Source organism: Deltaproteobacteria bacterium (assembly GCA_021737785.1).
In the GTDB taxonomy this organism is placed as follows: domain Bacteria; phylum Desulfobacterota; class DSM-4660; order Desulfatiglandales; family Desulfatiglandaceae; genus AUK324.
The window spans coordinates 1-15,075 of the sequence record JAIPDI010000076.1 but is presented as its reverse complement, the minus strand read 5'-3'; the positions used below and the strand labels follow the sequence as shown (position 1 = coordinate 15,075).

Here is a 15,075-nt window from a genome sequence, read left to right as displayed (position 1 = left end):
CGATATTGAGCACCCGGGCCACCCCGTACTGCAGACTGAGGCCCACCGCCGTGACCGCATAGATGCCGCCCAGCAACAGACCGGAAATCACAATGTCCAGGATGGTCACCATCATTTATAACTGCCCATGTTCCGGGGGTGTTCCCCCGGAGGGTAAATAGGGAGCCGGTTATTCCCCCGCGCGCTTACTGATAAGGCAGCAACTTCTCCCCATGGTGCAGAGAAGTCACCAGCAAAGATTTTAATCCCTCAGAATTCGGTTACCTAAACAAGAAGATCATCGGGGCTTGGCAAGGCCTTTGCTTTGTCTCGGGCCTGCTCATCCCGGCGATTCGTGCTCCAGCCGGAACTTTTTTCTGAGTTCTCTTTTTAAAATCTTACCCTGAGGGCTCTTTGGGAGCGTATCCGCAAATTCAACCGATTTTGGAACCTTGTATGCGGCCATTTGTTCCCGGCAAAACCCCATGATCTCTTCCCCGGTGGCCGTGGCATCCCTCTTCAAGACCACCACCCCGTGAACCCGTTCCACCCAGTAGGCATCGGGAATTCCGATGACGGCCGCCTCGGCCACAGCCGGGTGCCGGTAAAGGACCTCTTCCACCTCCTTGGGATAGACGTTTTCCCCGCCGGTGACGATCATGTCGTTCTTTCTGTCCGCAATATAAATAAAGCCCCTTTCATCGTAATATCCCAGATCGCCGGTTTGCAGCCAGCCATCCTTGACGGCCTTCTGCGTATCTTCGGGCTTGCGCCAGTATGACGACATAATCCGCTCGCTCTGAACAATGATCTCGCCGATCCGGCCGGGCAAGAGGTCGTTGCCCGTATCGTCCACAATCCTTATTTGGACCCCGATGCAGGGTTGACCGCAGGATTCAAGTACCCGCATCCCCTCTTCCGATGCCAGGGCCGCACGGTGGGCGGCCATGGTGAGGACGGTGGTGTGGGGCCCGGACTCTGTCTGGCCGTACCCCTGGAAAAAAATAGGCCCGAAGACCGAAAGCCCTCTTTTCAGTACTTCCACGGGCATGGGGGATGCCGCATACCAGATCCGTTTCAGGGGGCCAAGGTCATATTTTTCAATGTCCGGGAGATTCAGGAGGGATATGAGCTGAGTGGGAACAATGTGAAGGTCGGTGATCTGCTCTGCGGAAATGGTCTTCAAGGTCTCCACCGGATCAAAGGAGGCCCGGGGCATGATGACATTGCACCCGCCCATGAGGAAAAAGGGCCATACATGGCTGTCTCCGCCGATGTGGAACATGGGGAGGACCACCAGGTGACGATCGCCGAATTGCAGCCCCAGATCGAGGGCCTTGACCTGGGTATTTTGCATCTTCTGTGAATGGGAATATACAGCGCCCCGGGGGATCCCGGTGGTGCCGCTGGTATAGAAAATAACCAGGGGGTCGTTCTTTCCCACTGCCGCATCGGGCTCCTCCACAGGATGGCGCTCCAGGAGATCCCTGTAAGCGATGGTTCCCCCCGTTGATCGGCCGAAACTAATGAAAAACTGGGTTTTTATGGATTGCCTTCGGATCGCTTCCACGCCCTCCTGGAATTCCGGGGCGAAAAACAGGGCAGCGGCCTGGGAATCGTCTATGAGATGCCGCAGTTCCTCGGGCTTCAGGCGGGGGCTGAAATGGGCAAGGATGAATCCTCCCTTCATGGCCGCACCGAAGACCTCCGGATATTCGAGCCGGTTCCATGACAGGATCCCGATGACCGTCCCTTTTTGAAAACCTAAGTTCCGAAGCCCGTGGACGAGGGCATTCACCTTCTGATTGAATTGCTGAAAGGTGATCTTCTCGGAATCCCAGATAAAGGCTTCGGTTTCGGGATAGAGAATGGCGTTTCGATAGATGAGATCAGCGAATGTCCCCAGCGGGTAACGGCCCAACTCCTTGAGTATCAGTTTCTTGTCCACGATCTTTTCCTTAAGGAGACGGCCATAGATCAGGCCGGTTCAAGGATTCGTTGTAAGGTGCTGCTGCGGTTGGATGGTGATGATTTGTTGGTCTAACATTTATACGGTAAAAAATATAGAATATTTTGTCAAGAAAAACTTGATGGATATTTTATGTTGCACCATTCTATCAAACAGGATACATGATAATCACTGCGTCCAAGCTCCCCTTTGTACAAGAGATGGGGAGAAGGGATGCGGATTATCCCGAATAACCACCCTTTTGACGAATAAACCCGGAACTCTCCATCTCAGATTCGGGTTGAAGTTGGGTCCCGGTTTCATTATCATAGAGGCAAAGGAGATATGGATGCGTAATTTTAAACCCGTTAAACAACCGAGGATCTCGGACGTCATTTTTCAGCAACTCAAGAATGCGATTCTGGCCAACGAGTTCAAGGCCGGGGACAGGCTCGCATCGGAGAAGGACCTGGCAGAGCAGTTTCAGGTAAGCCGCGTGGCCGTAAGAGAGGCCATTCGCGCCCTTGAAAATGCCGGGTTTGTGGCGATCCGCCAGGGACTGAACGGCGGCGCCTATGTAACCGATTTAACCTTTGAACATCTGGCCAATGCCTGCCTGGATCTCTTCCTGGCAAATAAGATATCCATCCATGAGCTGCATCATGTTCGCATTCTCATTGAACCGGAGGTGGCGCGACTGGCTGCCGTGCACACCAGTCCCGAATGGAACCAGCGCCTCCTGAAGGCGTATAAGGCAGAGCATCCCGCCGGCGCCTCTCTGAGCGAGGATATCGCCTCGGCAACCCGGGTACATTTCATTCTGGCCGAGATGTGCGGGAATCGGTTTCTGGAGGCCCTGGTAAACTCGCTGCTCAAAATGACCAAAAACATCATCGAGGAGATGGCCCCGAACCCCCCCAGCTCCATCCATCCGCCGGGCCTGCATGGCCCCATTATCGACGCTGTACTGGCCGGCGACCCCGATGCCGCCGCAGCGGCCATGAAAACCCATGCCAGGGTCTTCTATGACAATCTGGTAAGGATGGAGAAAGACTACCGCGAGCATGCGCCCGGAGGAATCGAGATGGCCCTGTAAAGAATCTCCCGGTTCCCTGATATCCACCTTTGGTGATGCATCGCATCACATGGGATAACGGGAAGCGCTTTCAGTGCGCCGTTCGCACCGACAGCGGCGCAGCGTCACCAAAACAATCATCAGACGACCTGCCTATCCATCATGGGGGATGACCGATGATGTTGAATGAAACCCATCCTGTTCGGCGGTTTTTTGGTTTTCTGTCCTTGAGCATCCTGTTTCTGAGTTGTCTCCCGTCGTGCCTGCATAAAGACCGCTATACCTATCAAAAGATCAAACAGGAGGTTGAGAAGCCCGGAGTTACCACAGGGCTTCCTCAACCGGTTCGAACCTGTCCCCTGCCGCCGCCCGAGGAGGTGTTGCGGGCCGCGGGGAAACTCACCCTGAAGGATACCATACGAATCGCCCTTCAAAACAATCCGGACTTGGACATGGCCCTGGCCCGGATTCAGCAGTCCGAGGCCATGCTGGATGAGGCCATGAGCGCCTTCTGGCCGGTGATTTCCGTGTATGGGGAATATGTTCAGGGAAACGCGCCCTCGGCCTATCTCTTTAAAGCCATTGATCAGCGCAAGCTTCCGGCCAACACGGATTTCAACTATCCGGGATGGTTTGAAAATTACGAGCTGGGCGTCAAGGGCCGGCTCAATCTCTTCAACGGGGGAAGGGATTATCTCGGCAAGCGGATGGCGGAAACGGGTCTCGAGATCAGCCGGCTGGACCGCGACAGCATGGAAAACGCCCTGGTCACCTCGGTGATCCATGCCTATTACAGCGCCCTGGCCGCACAAAAATATGTGGAGATCGCCCGGAGTTCGGTGGATACGGTCCAGCACGAACTGGACCTGGTTAAGGTCCGCTACCATGCCGGAGGGGCCTTGAAGTCGGATGTCCTCTCTCTGGAGGTGGCCCTGGCCCAGTCCAGGGAAGACCTGATCCGGGCCCAGAACAACAAATGCCTTTCCATCTCGTCTCTGGCAAACCTCATGGGACTGGACCCGGATGTCCCCATTGCACTGGCCGAGGACCAGGATGTCCCGGTAAAGGTGCCGGAGGCCTATGAGGATGCCCTCGTGGCGGCCCTTGCCCAGAGGCCGGAGCTTCAGAAGATCCGGTTGCAGGTGGTCCAATCCAGGATGGGCGTAGACATGGCCCGGTCCCGGTTTCTGCCCAGCCTGGACGCCCAAGCCAGGACCTATGTGGATGATCCCGGCTTCAGTTTTGATTGGGATCGAAGGAACTGGACCGCCGGGATCATTCTCAACTGGGATGTGTTCACCGGTTTTCAGCGAACCTCCCGGGTGGACAAGTCGCGGGCCGTGCTGGAAGAGATGCTGGCCGCGGACCGGAAGACGACCCTGGGAATCCAATTGGAGGTAAAGAGCGCGTTTCTCAGGCATGCGGAGGCCAAGGCCCGATGGGAGGTCACCGAGGCCAGCGTGGCCCAGGCAGAGGAGTCGCTTCGGCTGGTCCAGAAGCAGTATGAGGGGGGATCGGCGACCATCACCCGGTATCTGGAGGCGGAACTGGCGTGGAACCGGACCCTTCTTCGCGCCACGACCGCCTTTCACGACCGCCAGAAGACCGCGGCGGCCATCGGTCGTGCCATAGGATACTGGGCCGTGTATGGAGCAGGGAGCGAGGAGCAGGGGGGAGGGAGCAGGGGGGAGGGAGCAAAGAGTAAAGAGCAGGGAGTAGACAGAGACAACCAGCAAAGAGTAACGGGCAATGAAGAGTGAGCTGAAAAGCTCAAAGCTGAAAGCCGAAAACATTGGGTAAGGGGCAACCGGCAACAACGACCGCGAGTGAGGCGCCGGAGATCGGAAGTCAGAAAGGGCGCCATGAGGAGTGAGCTGAAAGCTCAAAGCTGAAAGCCGAAACCAGAGGGCAACGAGTAACCCGAACGAACGAGTAATGCGCAATGACTGAACAGAAATCCAGGCGAGGTCTTCGCATCGCTGCCATCCTTTGCGGCGTGGCGGCATTGGCGGTTTTGATGCTCCATATGGCCGGGGTCTTCACCCCGGACCGGATCGGCCCGGGGAGGGTGCCGGATGCCACCCTGCCGGCGCCTCCGGACAAGGTGGGCCGGGCAGTGGTGGAGACCGCCACCGAGTTTTACGAGGCCGTGGGGACGGTGCGGCCGATGCAGGAGACCCAGGTGGAGTCCCAGGTCCAGGGACGGATCGTCGAGGTCCTGGTCCGGCCCGGGGACAGGGTGAAAACAGGGGACCGGCTGGTGGTTTTAGACAGCAGGGAGCTTCGCTCCCGGCTGGACAGGGCAAAACAGGGCCTTCTGTCGGCCCGTGCCCGGCGGTCCCAGGCCATGCAGGCCATCCATGCGGCCAGGGCGGTCTATGCACAGGCGGAATCCGCCTATCAGCGGATTCAGACCTATTTCAAGTCCGAGGCGGCCACCCAACAGCAGCTGGAGGAGGCCGAGTCCGCCTTTCTCCAGGCCAGGGCAGGACTGGAGCAGGCAGAGGACGGGCTTAAGGAAGCGGATGCCGGGGTGAGGCAGGCGGAAAAGGTGGTGGAGGAGAGCACCATCGCACTGGGATACAAGGAAATCCAGGCGACCGCCGACGGGGAGGTGGGGCAGCGTCTGGTGGAACCGGGGGACATGGCCTTCCCCGGGAAGCCTCTAATGGTCCTTCAGACCCGCGGGGCCCTTCGGCTGGAGGCCCTGGTGCCCGAGGGGTCTATCCGGCACATGAATATCAACGAATCATTTGAGGTGGTCATCGATGCCCTGGATCAGACCCTTTCGGGCCGGCTGGCCGAGGTGGTCCCGGCTGCAGACCCAAGGACCCGGTCTTTCCTGGTGAAGGTGGATCTCCCCCGGGCTGAAGGGCTTTATCCGGGCATGTTCGGACGTCTCCTGGTGCCGGTGGGCGAGGTCAGGGTGGTATGGATTCCCGAGGCTGCCCTTAGGAGGGTGGGACAATTGGAGATGGTGACGGCCAAGAGCGGGGACCAATGGCGGGATATCTATGTGACGGCCGGGAGGTCGTTTAAGGACAGGGTCGAGATCCTGTCCGGGCTGAACGGGGACGAGACGGTGGTCATAAGAGGAGAGACGGGATGAACCTCCGGGACGAGCGCCCTGAGGGCCTGATCGCCCGCATTGTCGAGCTGTTCATTACCTCCAAGCTCTCCATCATCTTCATCATCCTGGCCATGGCCATGGGGGTTGCGGCCGTATGGGTGACGCCTCGGGAAGAAGAGCCCCAGATCGTGGTCCCCCTGGCGGATGTATTTGTTGAGGCGCCGGGGGCCTCGGCAGAGGAAATGGAAAAGCTGGTGGCCACCCCCCTGGAGCGGCTCCTCTGGCAGATCGACGGCGTGGAATATGTCTACTCCATATCGCGGCGGGGCATGGCCGTGGTGACGGTCCGGTTCTATGTGGGCGAACACCGGGAACGCTCTCTCATCAAGCTGTACAACAAGATCGCCATGAACGCGGATCAGGCACCGCCCCTGGTTCGCGGATGGGTCGTCAAGCCGGTAGAGATCGATGATGTGCCCATCGTCAACCTGACGCTCCACTCGGCCATGTACAACGACCATGAACTGCGGCGCATCGGCGAAGAGGTGCTGAGCCGTCTGGCCGAGGTCCCGGACATCTCCCGGACGTTTATCGTGGGGGGACGGTCCCGGGAGGTCCGGGTGGAACTGAGACCGGACCGGATGTCGGGACTGGGGGTCACCCTGCTGGAGGTGTGGCAGGCCCTGGAGGGGACCGATGCCGCGGTCACGGCCGGCCGGTTCAGCCGGACCAATCAGACCCTTACGGTGACCAGCGACTCATTCGTGGCATCGGCCCGGGAGGTGGCCGAGCTGGTGGTGGCCATTCATGAGGGACGACCCGTCTATCTGCGGGATATCGCCCGGATCCGGGATGCGCCTGAGGAGCCGGATGCCTATACGCGGATCGGCTTCTCCAATGCCGTTTCAAGCGGTACCCAGGCCCGCCCTCTGGAAGCCACGGCCCTGACCCTGCCGGCCGTGACCCTGGCCTTCGCCAAGAAGCGGGGGACCAATGCGGTGGATGTGGCCGCGGACATCCTGGATCGGCTGGAGACCCTGAAACACACCGTGATCCCCGGCGGTGTGGAGGTGGCCGTTACCCGGAACTACGGCCAGACCGCCCAGGACAAGGTCAACAACCTTCTGGCCTCTCTCATCTTCGCCATCCTCACGGTGGTGGGTCTCCTTGCCCTGACGCTGGGGTGGCGGGAGGCCCTGGTGGTGGCCCTGGCCGTGCCCCTGAGCTTTTCCCTCGCCCTCTTTGTCAACTATGTGTTCGGCTTCACCATCAACCGGGTGACCCTGTTCGCCCTGATCCTCTCCCTGGGTCTGGTGGTGGACGATCCCATCACCAACGTGGACAATATCCAGCGCCATATCCGGATGGGCCGCCGCAACCCCCTGGCCGCAACCCTCTTTGCGGTGCAGGAGGTCCTTCCCCCCGTCATCATGTCGACCCTCTGCATCATCGTCTCCTTTGTCCCCCTCTTCTTCATCACCGGGATGATGGGCCCCTATATGGCGCCGATGGCGGCCAACGTGCCCCTGACCGTCTCCTTTTCCACCCTGTGCGCCCTCACCGTGGTTCCCTGGGTCAGCTACCTCCTGCTGCGCCGGCTGGGACCCAAAGATCAGACAGGGGAGGAGATACCCCCCCGGGACGTGACGCCCCCATGGATTCAAAAGGGGTATGAAAGGGTGGTGGGGCCGTTTCTGGATTCTCCCTTCAGAAGATTGCTTCTCTACGGCCTTATCTGCGTGCTCCTGCTGGGGTCCATCGGTCTGGCCCTGTTCCGCTATGTCCCGATGAAAATGCTCCCCTTTGACAACAAGAACGAGTTTCAGATCGTGATTGACATGCCCGAGGGAACCCCCCTGGAGCAGACCTACCGGGTGGTCCAGGACTTTGAAGCGTATCTCAGACAGGTTCCCGAGGTCACCAACTTCATCTCCTACACGGGCACGGCCTCTCCCATGGACTTCAACGGGATGGTGAGGCACTACTATCTTCGTGAGGCCGGGAACCTGGCGGACATCCGGGTGAATCTGGCGGAAAAAGAGCGCCGGAAACAGCAGAGCCACGCCATGGTGCTCCGGCTGCGAAAGGACCTGGAGGACCTGGCCCAGCGTCACGGGGCCGTTATTCAACTGGTGGAGATGCCGCCCGGGCCCCCGGTGATCGCAACGGTGGTGGCGGAAATCTACGGCTCACCCGATCAGTCGTATGACGACCTCATTGCCGGGGCCGGACACGTGGAAGGGATCATGGCCCAGGAGCCCTTTGTGGTGAGTATCGACGACACCACCGAGACCCCGCGGGACCGTCTCGACTTCGTGCTGGACAAGGAAAAGGCCTCGCTCCACGGCATCAGTGCCGCCACCATTACGCGGACCCTTCAAGTGGCCCTGAGCGGCGGGCATCCCGCCACGGTCCATCGTGCGGGCGAACGGCAGCACCTTCCGGTCAGGCTGATCCTCCCCAGAGACAAACGATCGAGCATCCTCTCCCTGACACAGATACCGGTAAAGGCCCCTGACGGCAAAATGATCCCTTTAGGCGAGTTGGGGGCGTTTGTGAGCGTCTCCGAGGATCAGCCGATTTACCACAAGAACCTGGAACGGGTCGTCTACACATTTGCGGAGATGGCCGGCCGGGCCCCGGGGGAGGCTGTTCTGGATATGCAGAAACGGCTCCGGAAGGATCCCCTTCCGGAAAAACTCCGGGCCGAATGGGCAGGGGAGGGGGAGTGGCAGATCACCCTGCGGGTCTTTCGAGACATGGGCATCTCCTACATGGCCGCCCTCATGGCCATCTACACCCTGCTGGTGATCCAGATGAACTCCTTTTTCATGCCGCTCCTCATCATGGTGGCGGTTCCCCTGACCCTCATCGGCATCATGCCGGGGTTCTGGCTCCTGAATCTCCTCTTTGCCCATCCGGTGGGGGGCTTCGACAACCCGGTGTTCTTCACGGCCACCAGCATGATCGGGATGATCGCCCTGGGGGGGATCGTCATCCGGAACTCGCTGGTGCTGATCGAGTTCGTCCAGGGGGCCATGAAGGAAGGGACGTCCCTGAAAGAGGCCATCTTGCAGAGCGGCGCCATCCGGCTCCGCCCCATCGCCCTGACCGCCGTGACCACGGCCCTGGGGGCCTGGCCCATCACCCTGGACCCCATCTTTTCCGGTCTGGCCTGGGCCCTGATTTTCGGTCTGCTGGCATCCACCGTCTTCACGCTGGTGGTGGTGCCGGTGACCTTTTATGCCCTGCAATCCAGACGGGAGAGGCATGGGTGAACGGCCGGCCGGCTGAAAGGCGAGGTCGGTTTATGAAGGGTGGAAGCTGAAAGCTGAAAGCTGAAAGGCGGGCCCTGATTACTAAGCTGATAACGGTTTTTTTAAGGAGGAATTTTAATGACTACCTGCCGCACGCTCACAAGAGAGATGTTGCCCCACCCTGTTTCCATACGGGTGGAAGACCCCATCGCCGATCTGACCGCAGCCAGACGGATTGCAGATCAAAAGGCCGCGGAAATGGCAACCGAGCCGATGCTGCTGGCCTGGTACGAGGCAAAGAGCGGCCGGTTCTCGCCCGGCGTGGAATGCTGCAGCGAGACCAAACCCGGCTGGCTGGTCTATGCCGAATCCAGGGGCGGGGAGATCGCCATAGACATCAATGATCTGGAATATGTCTTTATTTACCGGGAATTCTGATCATCGGATATTGCTGTGACAAGCCCTTGCCGTTGGGGAGGATGTTCAGTTTCGAGATGCCCGAAAAGGGAGGCTGATGAGGGTTAAGAATGTTCTATAATTCCCATTAATGTTAATAACCTTATGTCATTGGAGGGTATCCATGGGAAATTCAAACGACACGCATCTTAAGTCGATCGGCTACATTCTGTGGATCTTCGGTTTTACGGGCTCCCACCGGTTTTATTACGGCAAACCCGTTTCAGGGACGATCTGGTTCTTTACTCTGGGGCTCCTCTTTGTCGGCTGGATTATCGATTTCTTCCTTATTCCGTCGATGGACCGTAAGGCCGATTTAAGATACCGCACGGGTCCTCTCAACTACACGGTCGCATGGGTTTTGCTGACATTTCTGGGCCTCTTCGGCATACACCGGTTTTATATGGGAAAATGGTTTACGGGAATCGTATACCTGCTGTCGGGCGGCATCTTCGGTCTCGGGTACCTGTATGATCTCTGGACCCTGAATGATCAGGTCTCGCTAATCAACAGCCAATCCTGAAAAGCGGCCATAGCCGCAATCAGAGATATCTCAACGCCCATTACACAGGTGGGGAGGAGACAGTACAGAAAACCTGGCAATCAGTACCTAACCATCAGGATGAAGGAGGATGAAAATGGCGGAATTCAGACCGGTACACCCCGCAGAGATGATCATGGGGAGGCTCGGTTTTGGGTGTGATCTCCTGGAAGAACTCACAAGCGTGGCCACGGAGAGGGGCATCCTGCTGGGACGAATCGAAGCGTTCGGCGCGGTCCGGAAAGCGCGCATCGGCTTCTATAATCAAACGATCCGGGCTTACCAGTTCGAGTCTTTGGACCGGCCGTTGGAGATCACAAAACTGATCGGGAACATATCTCTTAAAGACGAAAAGCCGTTTGTCCATGCACACATCACCCTCTCCGATGAATCGGGGAAGGCCTATGGCGGACATCTTGCGCCCGGTACAGTGGTATTTGCGTGTGAGTTCATTCTCCAGGCCTTTGACGGGCCTTCCTTCAATCGACGTTTCGAGGAAGAGACCGGCCTGGCGTTGTGGTCAATACCCTAAAGCGGATATCCGCAACCAATCCCGCCACTGCGGGACTCACACGGAGACACGAAGTACACAAAGGGTTTTGTGACAGCAAGGCGGCGATAAGGTACGGGTGACGGAACCCGATCAAAAACCACAACCGATCTATACTTGTCAGGAATACCCCTGCGGGGTTGAATTGCCGATAACCAATAACAAGGGGGGACATGATGTTCAACTTCGAGATGTCCGAGGAGCGGCGGCTGATCAGGGATATGGCGGCACGGTTCGCCCAAAAGGAAATCCTGCCGGTTCGGGATCGGTTTGAAGCGGATTACGCCGAGGGAAAGGTGGTGGATGGCGTTCTCATGGAGGCGGCCAGGATCGGCCTCCTGGGGTTTCCCATTGAAGAGAAGTACGGGGGCTCAAACGCCAATAATCTGGATACCATGGTGGTCCTGGAGGAGCTGGCCGCGGTGGATGGGGGCATGGCCACGGTCATCGGAGACACCTGGTTTGCCATGACCCCCATTATTATGGCGGCAAACGATGAGCAAAGGGAACGCTTTTTGCGGCCCCTGGCATCGCGAACCGAGGTGAATCTGGGCGCCATCTGCATGACCGAGCCGCCCTCCGGCGCGGATATCGAAGATCCCCGCATGGGGCTGCGAACGTGCCGGACCCTTGTCAAAGCGGATGGGGAGGATTTCATCATCAACGGCACCAAGATCTGGCCCAGCAACGCCGGGATTGCCTACTGTTATGTGATTGTGGGGACCGTGGATCCCAATATGGGAGAGGCGGGGTCCTGTCTGGTGGTGGTGGAAAAGGATCGCCCCGGTCTTTCCTTCGGAAAACCGGAGCCCAAAATGGGGATGCATGCGGATCGGAATTCCGAGGTGATCCTCGAAGATGTCAGGGTCCCCAAGGCGAACCTCCTGGGAAAGGTGGGGATTGGTAGCAAGATCCTTGAGAGAACGCTGATCTACAACCGCCTGGGCGGGGGCATGATTTCCGTGGGCATGGCGCGGGGCGCCTTTGAGTATGCCCTGGGGTATTGTAAGCAACGGGTGGTGGGAGGCAAGCCGCTTATTAAACACAGTCTGATCGCCGCCATGTTTTCGGATATGGCCACCAGGATCGACGCCTCGCGCCTTTTGGTGTACCGGTCCGCATGGTCCAATATCCATCGCCATCCGGATCGGGCACGCTTTTCGGATATGGCCAAGGTGTTTTCCACCAATACGGCCATGGAGGTCACCACCCAGTGCGTTCAGGTCATGGGATCTTACGGGTATTCAAAGGAATACCCGGTGGAAAAATATATGCGGGACGCCAAGATTGTTCAGATTTTTCTGGGCCCCAATGAGTTGTTGTCCCAGCTCATCGGGGACAGTCTGTGAGGGGTAGGCTATGCTGAGCGGATACATGGGGAGAATCCTCTATGTGGATCTGACGTCAGGAGAATGGGAGGTGCGCCCCCTGGAACCCGAGCCGGCCAGGGCCTTTGTGGGGGGTCTCGGGCTGAACGCCTGGCTCATGAACCGGCTGCATACGCCCGGGACCCCGGCACTCTCTCCGGATACCCCCCTCATCCTGGGGGCAGGTCCCCTGGTGGGCACCGGCGCACCGGGTGCAGCCAAGCTGGTGGCAACCACCCGCTTTCCCTTGAATGGAACAATTTCCGAATCCGTCGGGTCCATGGGGTTCGCCCTGAATCTCAAAAAGGCCGGGTTTGATCACGTGGTCATCACCGGGCGATCCCGCAAACCGGTCTTTCTTCGAATCCGGGACGGGGGCGCGGCGCTTGTGGATGCCGGGGATTTGTGGGGAGCGGATATTTTTGACACCACCGATGTCCTGAAGCGGTCGGATAGGGAGCCCGGGGCAAGTGTGATCGCCATCGGTCCGGCCGGCGAGAACGGCGTGGTCTTTTCCATGGCCTTGGTGGACAAGGCCTCTACCCTGGGCCGAGGGGGCCTGGGGGCGGTCATGGGGTCAAAAAATCTCAAGGCCGTCACGGCCCTGGGAAACAGGCGCTCTGAAATTCATGATGTCCGGGGTCTCAAGGCGTTGCTTTCCGGGTTCCGGGACCGCCTCAAGAGATTTAAAAATCATCGCCGGGTCCTGGAACTGGGGATCATGGAGAACTGGGACAACTATACCCGGCAACTCGGGGCCTGGAAGAATTTCAGCCGGGTATTTCCCCGTGATAAGGCCGATCTCCTTTACGGACCGGATGTGTATCGCAGTTTTAAGGTCAAACGGATGGGATGTCCCTCCTGCTTTACCCCGGACAAAGATTCCATCGAGGTCATTCAAGGCCCCCACAGCGGTTTTAAAACCACGACCACCTCCTACCTGAACAGCGCCCTGTTCGGCCAACTGTTTGACCTGAACCGCACGGAAGATAAGACCGTGAGCCTCCGACTGGCGGACAAGCTGGACCGGATGGGGCTGGACATGTTTACCTTCGGGAGCATGATGGATTTTCTGATCACCCGGCATGAAGATAACGCCCTGGACGAAAGCCTTTTTGATCTCCCCTTGAATCGGCATGCAGATACTATTGAAGCCTGGGCAGGGGCAATATCCAAACGGGAAGGATCGGCGGGCCTGCCAGGGGAAGGCTGGCAGGCCCTCCTCATGTCCCTGGGCCCGGATCATGGACCATACGCCCCCATCATCAAGGATTGCGACGTGATCTGGGATCCCCGACTGGTGGGGCTCGGCACCATGGAGTTTGAGCAGATCGTCTCCCTGAAAGGTCCCCGTTCAGCCAGCGCGGGATCCCCGACCTATGTGCCGGGGATGACCGAAGAAGCCCTCCCCCTGTTCGGTCGCCATCTGGATCGCATGGGGGCGAGCGCGGCGGCCGTTTCGCGGATCCTGGACGACCCTCTGGGGTTTAATGTGGGAAGAATGACCCGGTGTGCAGAGGACTGGTACGCCATCTTAAGCAGCCTGGGCATTTGCAACCGACACTTCAACAACCGGTTTTACAGCCTTTCTTCCTGTTGCGAATTCTATTCCGCGGTCACCGGTTTTCAGGTCGATGCAGAGGAACTGAGGGGTGCGGCGGCCAGAATCTGGGACACCCTGAAGGGACTGAACCAGGCCGAAGGCTTCGGGCCTGAGGCGGATCGCGCCCCGGACATTTGGTTCGGGACCATGAAGGGCGAAAGGGGTGAACCGCTGGTGCTGCGGGATTATTTCGGTCGTTCAACGCTCGGCCGGGAGGATGTGGAGCAGTTTGTCCGGGACTATTATGATGAAAGAGGCTGGAAAGGGGGATGGGTGGAGGGGTCTGACGGAGAAAAGGAGAGGCAATGACCCCGGATATAATAACCGATGGCAGCACCAGGAGTGCCGCTTACACGGGATGGTACGCCCGCTATATCTTTCCGTATATCGAAATAGCGGCAACCAGCGGCTTAGCCAAAATCCGCAGGCGCCTGCTGAGCCATGCCCGCGGCCGAGTCGTGGAAATCGGTGCCGGGGCCGCCCAAAATATGGCTTTCCTGCCGGAAACGGTCCATCCCTATTTTCCCACGGACCCGTCCCCCGTGATGGTCAGCAAGGCGAAACAGAGACTTCTGCGGCGCAGATCATATAAATCGGATGCGCAAGTGATCAGGGCCGCGGCCGAACGCATGCCGATCAAAGATGAAACCGCTGATACGGTGATCAGTTTCCTGGTGCTTTGCTCGGTTCAGGATCCGTCTGCCGCCCTTTCCGAAATTCACCGGTTATTGAGGCCGGAGGGCCGCTTTCTGTTTTTCGAGCATGTTCTGGCCGCCCGGACCTCCACTATCCGGTGGCAGAACCGGATCACCCCTTTATGGAAACGCATCGGCGGCGGGTGTCATCTGAACAGAAAAACATCGGATTACATTGAGCAGGGCGGTTTCCGCTTCATACAACTCCAGCGTTACCGCTCACAGAAAATGGGCCCCGCCATTACATCCAATGTCATCGAAGGCATCGCCGCAAAAAACGACCCTTAAAAATCCCGTCTGTTCGGCATGATCTATGGGAACGCCACCCACTGTTTCTCGTTTCCGGATCATCCAATTGATCGAATCGTCTGCAGGGGGGTGTTTCGGAACAGTTATTTGGCTCCTCATACGAATTTGTGGGTAGAAAGATTATTTAAAAACTTGAAAGCATGAATCAAATCCAATAGTTCCTGTTGGTGAAGATCCGATAGGAAAGGAGGATAAGATTCATGCTCGTTGAAAGTATAGTGCGAA

General features: G+C 58.2%; 11 protein-coding genes. 10 read left to right on the top strand and 1 reads right to left on the bottom strand.

Features of this window, described 5'->3' with window-relative positions; translation table 11 throughout:
- Window positions 1-319: 319 nt before the first annotated feature.
- Complete coding sequence (locus K9N21_22710) at window positions 320-1,927, bottom strand: AMP-binding protein (protein ID MCF8146729.1); 1,608 nt, start codon at window positions 1,925-1,927, stop codon at window positions 320-322.
- 349 nt (window positions 1,928-2,276) lie between these two features.
- On the opposite strand from K9N21_22710, the gene K9N21_22705 reads away from it, so the two are divergent.
- From K9N21_22705 to K9N21_22660, 10 genes are all read left to right on the top strand, one after another.
- Entirely contained in the window at window positions 2,277-3,023 is a 747-nt protein-coding gene (locus K9N21_22705; protein MCF8146728.1) for an FCD domain-containing protein, read from the top strand.
- Between the two features lie 155 nt (window positions 3,024-3,178).
- Window positions 3,179-4,762, top strand: a complete 1,584-nt coding sequence (locus tag K9N21_22700; protein MCF8146727.1) for a TolC family protein — start codon at window positions 3,179-3,181, stop codon at window positions 4,760-4,762.
- A 182-nt stretch (window positions 4,763-4,944) separates the two neighbouring features.
- On the top strand, window positions 4,945-6,111 hold the full coding sequence (locus tag K9N21_22695; GenBank protein ID MCF8146726.1) for an efflux RND transporter periplasmic adaptor subunit: 1,167 nt from the start codon (window positions 4,945-4,947) through the stop codon (window positions 6,109-6,111).
- Window positions 6,108-9,350, top strand: coding sequence for an efflux RND transporter permease subunit (locus K9N21_22690; protein MCF8146725.1), 3,243 nt, complete (start codon window positions 6,108-6,110; stop codon window positions 9,348-9,350). Before K9N21_22695 ends, K9N21_22690 begins: the two co-directional genes overlap by 4 nt.
- A 117-nt stretch (window positions 9,351-9,467) precedes the next feature.
- Window positions 9,468-9,767, top strand: coding sequence for an AF1514 family protein (locus K9N21_22685; GenBank protein MCF8146724.1), 300 nt, complete (start codon window positions 9,468-9,470; stop codon window positions 9,765-9,767).
- Between the two features lie 142 nt (window positions 9,768-9,909).
- On the top strand, window positions 9,910-10,308 hold the full coding sequence (locus K9N21_22680) for a TM2 domain-containing protein (protein ID MCF8146723.1): 399 nt from the start codon (window positions 9,910-9,912) through the stop codon (window positions 10,306-10,308).
- 115 nt (window positions 10,309-10,423) lie between these two features.
- Window positions 10,424-10,858, top strand: a complete 435-nt coding sequence (locus K9N21_22675) for a DNA-binding protein (protein ID MCF8146722.1) — start codon at window positions 10,424-10,426, stop codon at window positions 10,856-10,858.
- 191 nt (window positions 10,859-11,049) lie between these two features.
- Window positions 11,050-12,225 (top strand): acyl-CoA dehydrogenase family protein, encoded by a 1,176-nt coding sequence (locus tag K9N21_22670; protein ID MCF8146721.1) that lies wholly within the window; start codon window positions 11,050-11,052, stop codon window positions 12,223-12,225.
- Window positions 12,226-12,235: 10 nt separating this feature from the next.
- A complete protein-coding gene (locus tag K9N21_22665) occupies window positions 12,236-14,155 on the top strand; it encodes a hypothetical protein (protein ID MCF8146720.1) in 1,920 nt (639 codons plus the stop codon).
- On the top strand, window positions 14,152-14,829 hold the full coding sequence (locus K9N21_22660; protein MCF8146719.1) for a class I SAM-dependent methyltransferase: 678 nt from the start codon (window positions 14,152-14,154) through the stop codon (window positions 14,827-14,829). Before K9N21_22665 ends, K9N21_22660 begins: the two co-directional genes overlap by 4 nt.
- Window positions 14,830-15,075 lie beyond the last annotated feature (246 nt).

Excerpts from the sequence above, each read along its gene's own strand:
- K9N21_22680 (MCF8146723.1), top strand. The coding sequence starts at position 9,910 with ATGGGAAATTCAAACGACACGCATCTTAAGTCGATCGGCTACATTCTG.
- K9N21_22690 (MCF8146725.1), top strand. The coding sequence starts at position 6,108 with ATGAACCTCCGGGACGAGCGCCCTGAGGGCCTGATCGCCCGCATTGTC.
- K9N21_22665 (MCF8146720.1), top strand. The coding sequence starts at position 12,236 with ATGCTGAGCGGATACATGGGGAGAATCCTCTATGTGGATCTGACGTCA.
- K9N21_22670 (MCF8146721.1), top strand. The coding sequence starts at position 11,050 with ATGATGTTCAACTTCGAGATGTCCGAGGAGCGGCGGCTGATCAGGGAT.
- K9N21_22685 (MCF8146724.1), top strand. The coding sequence starts at position 9,468 with ATGACTACCTGCCGCACGCTCACAAGAGAGATGTTGCCCCACCCTGTT.
- K9N21_22705 (MCF8146728.1), top strand. The coding sequence starts at position 2,277 with ATGCGTAATTTTAAACCCGTTAAACAACCGAGGATCTCGGACGTCATT.
- K9N21_22660 (MCF8146719.1), top strand. The coding sequence starts at position 14,152 with ATGACCCCGGATATAATAACCGATGGCAGCACCAGGAGTGCCGCTTAC.
- K9N21_22695 (MCF8146726.1), top strand. The coding sequence starts at position 4,945 with ATGACTGAACAGAAATCCAGGCGAGGTCTTCGCATCGCTGCCATCCTT.
- K9N21_22700 (MCF8146727.1), top strand. The coding sequence starts at position 3,179 with ATGATGTTGAATGAAACCCATCCTGTTCGGCGGTTTTTTGGTTTTCTG.
- K9N21_22675 (MCF8146722.1), top strand. The coding sequence starts at position 10,424 with ATGGCGGAATTCAGACCGGTACACCCCGCAGAGATGATCATGGGGAGG.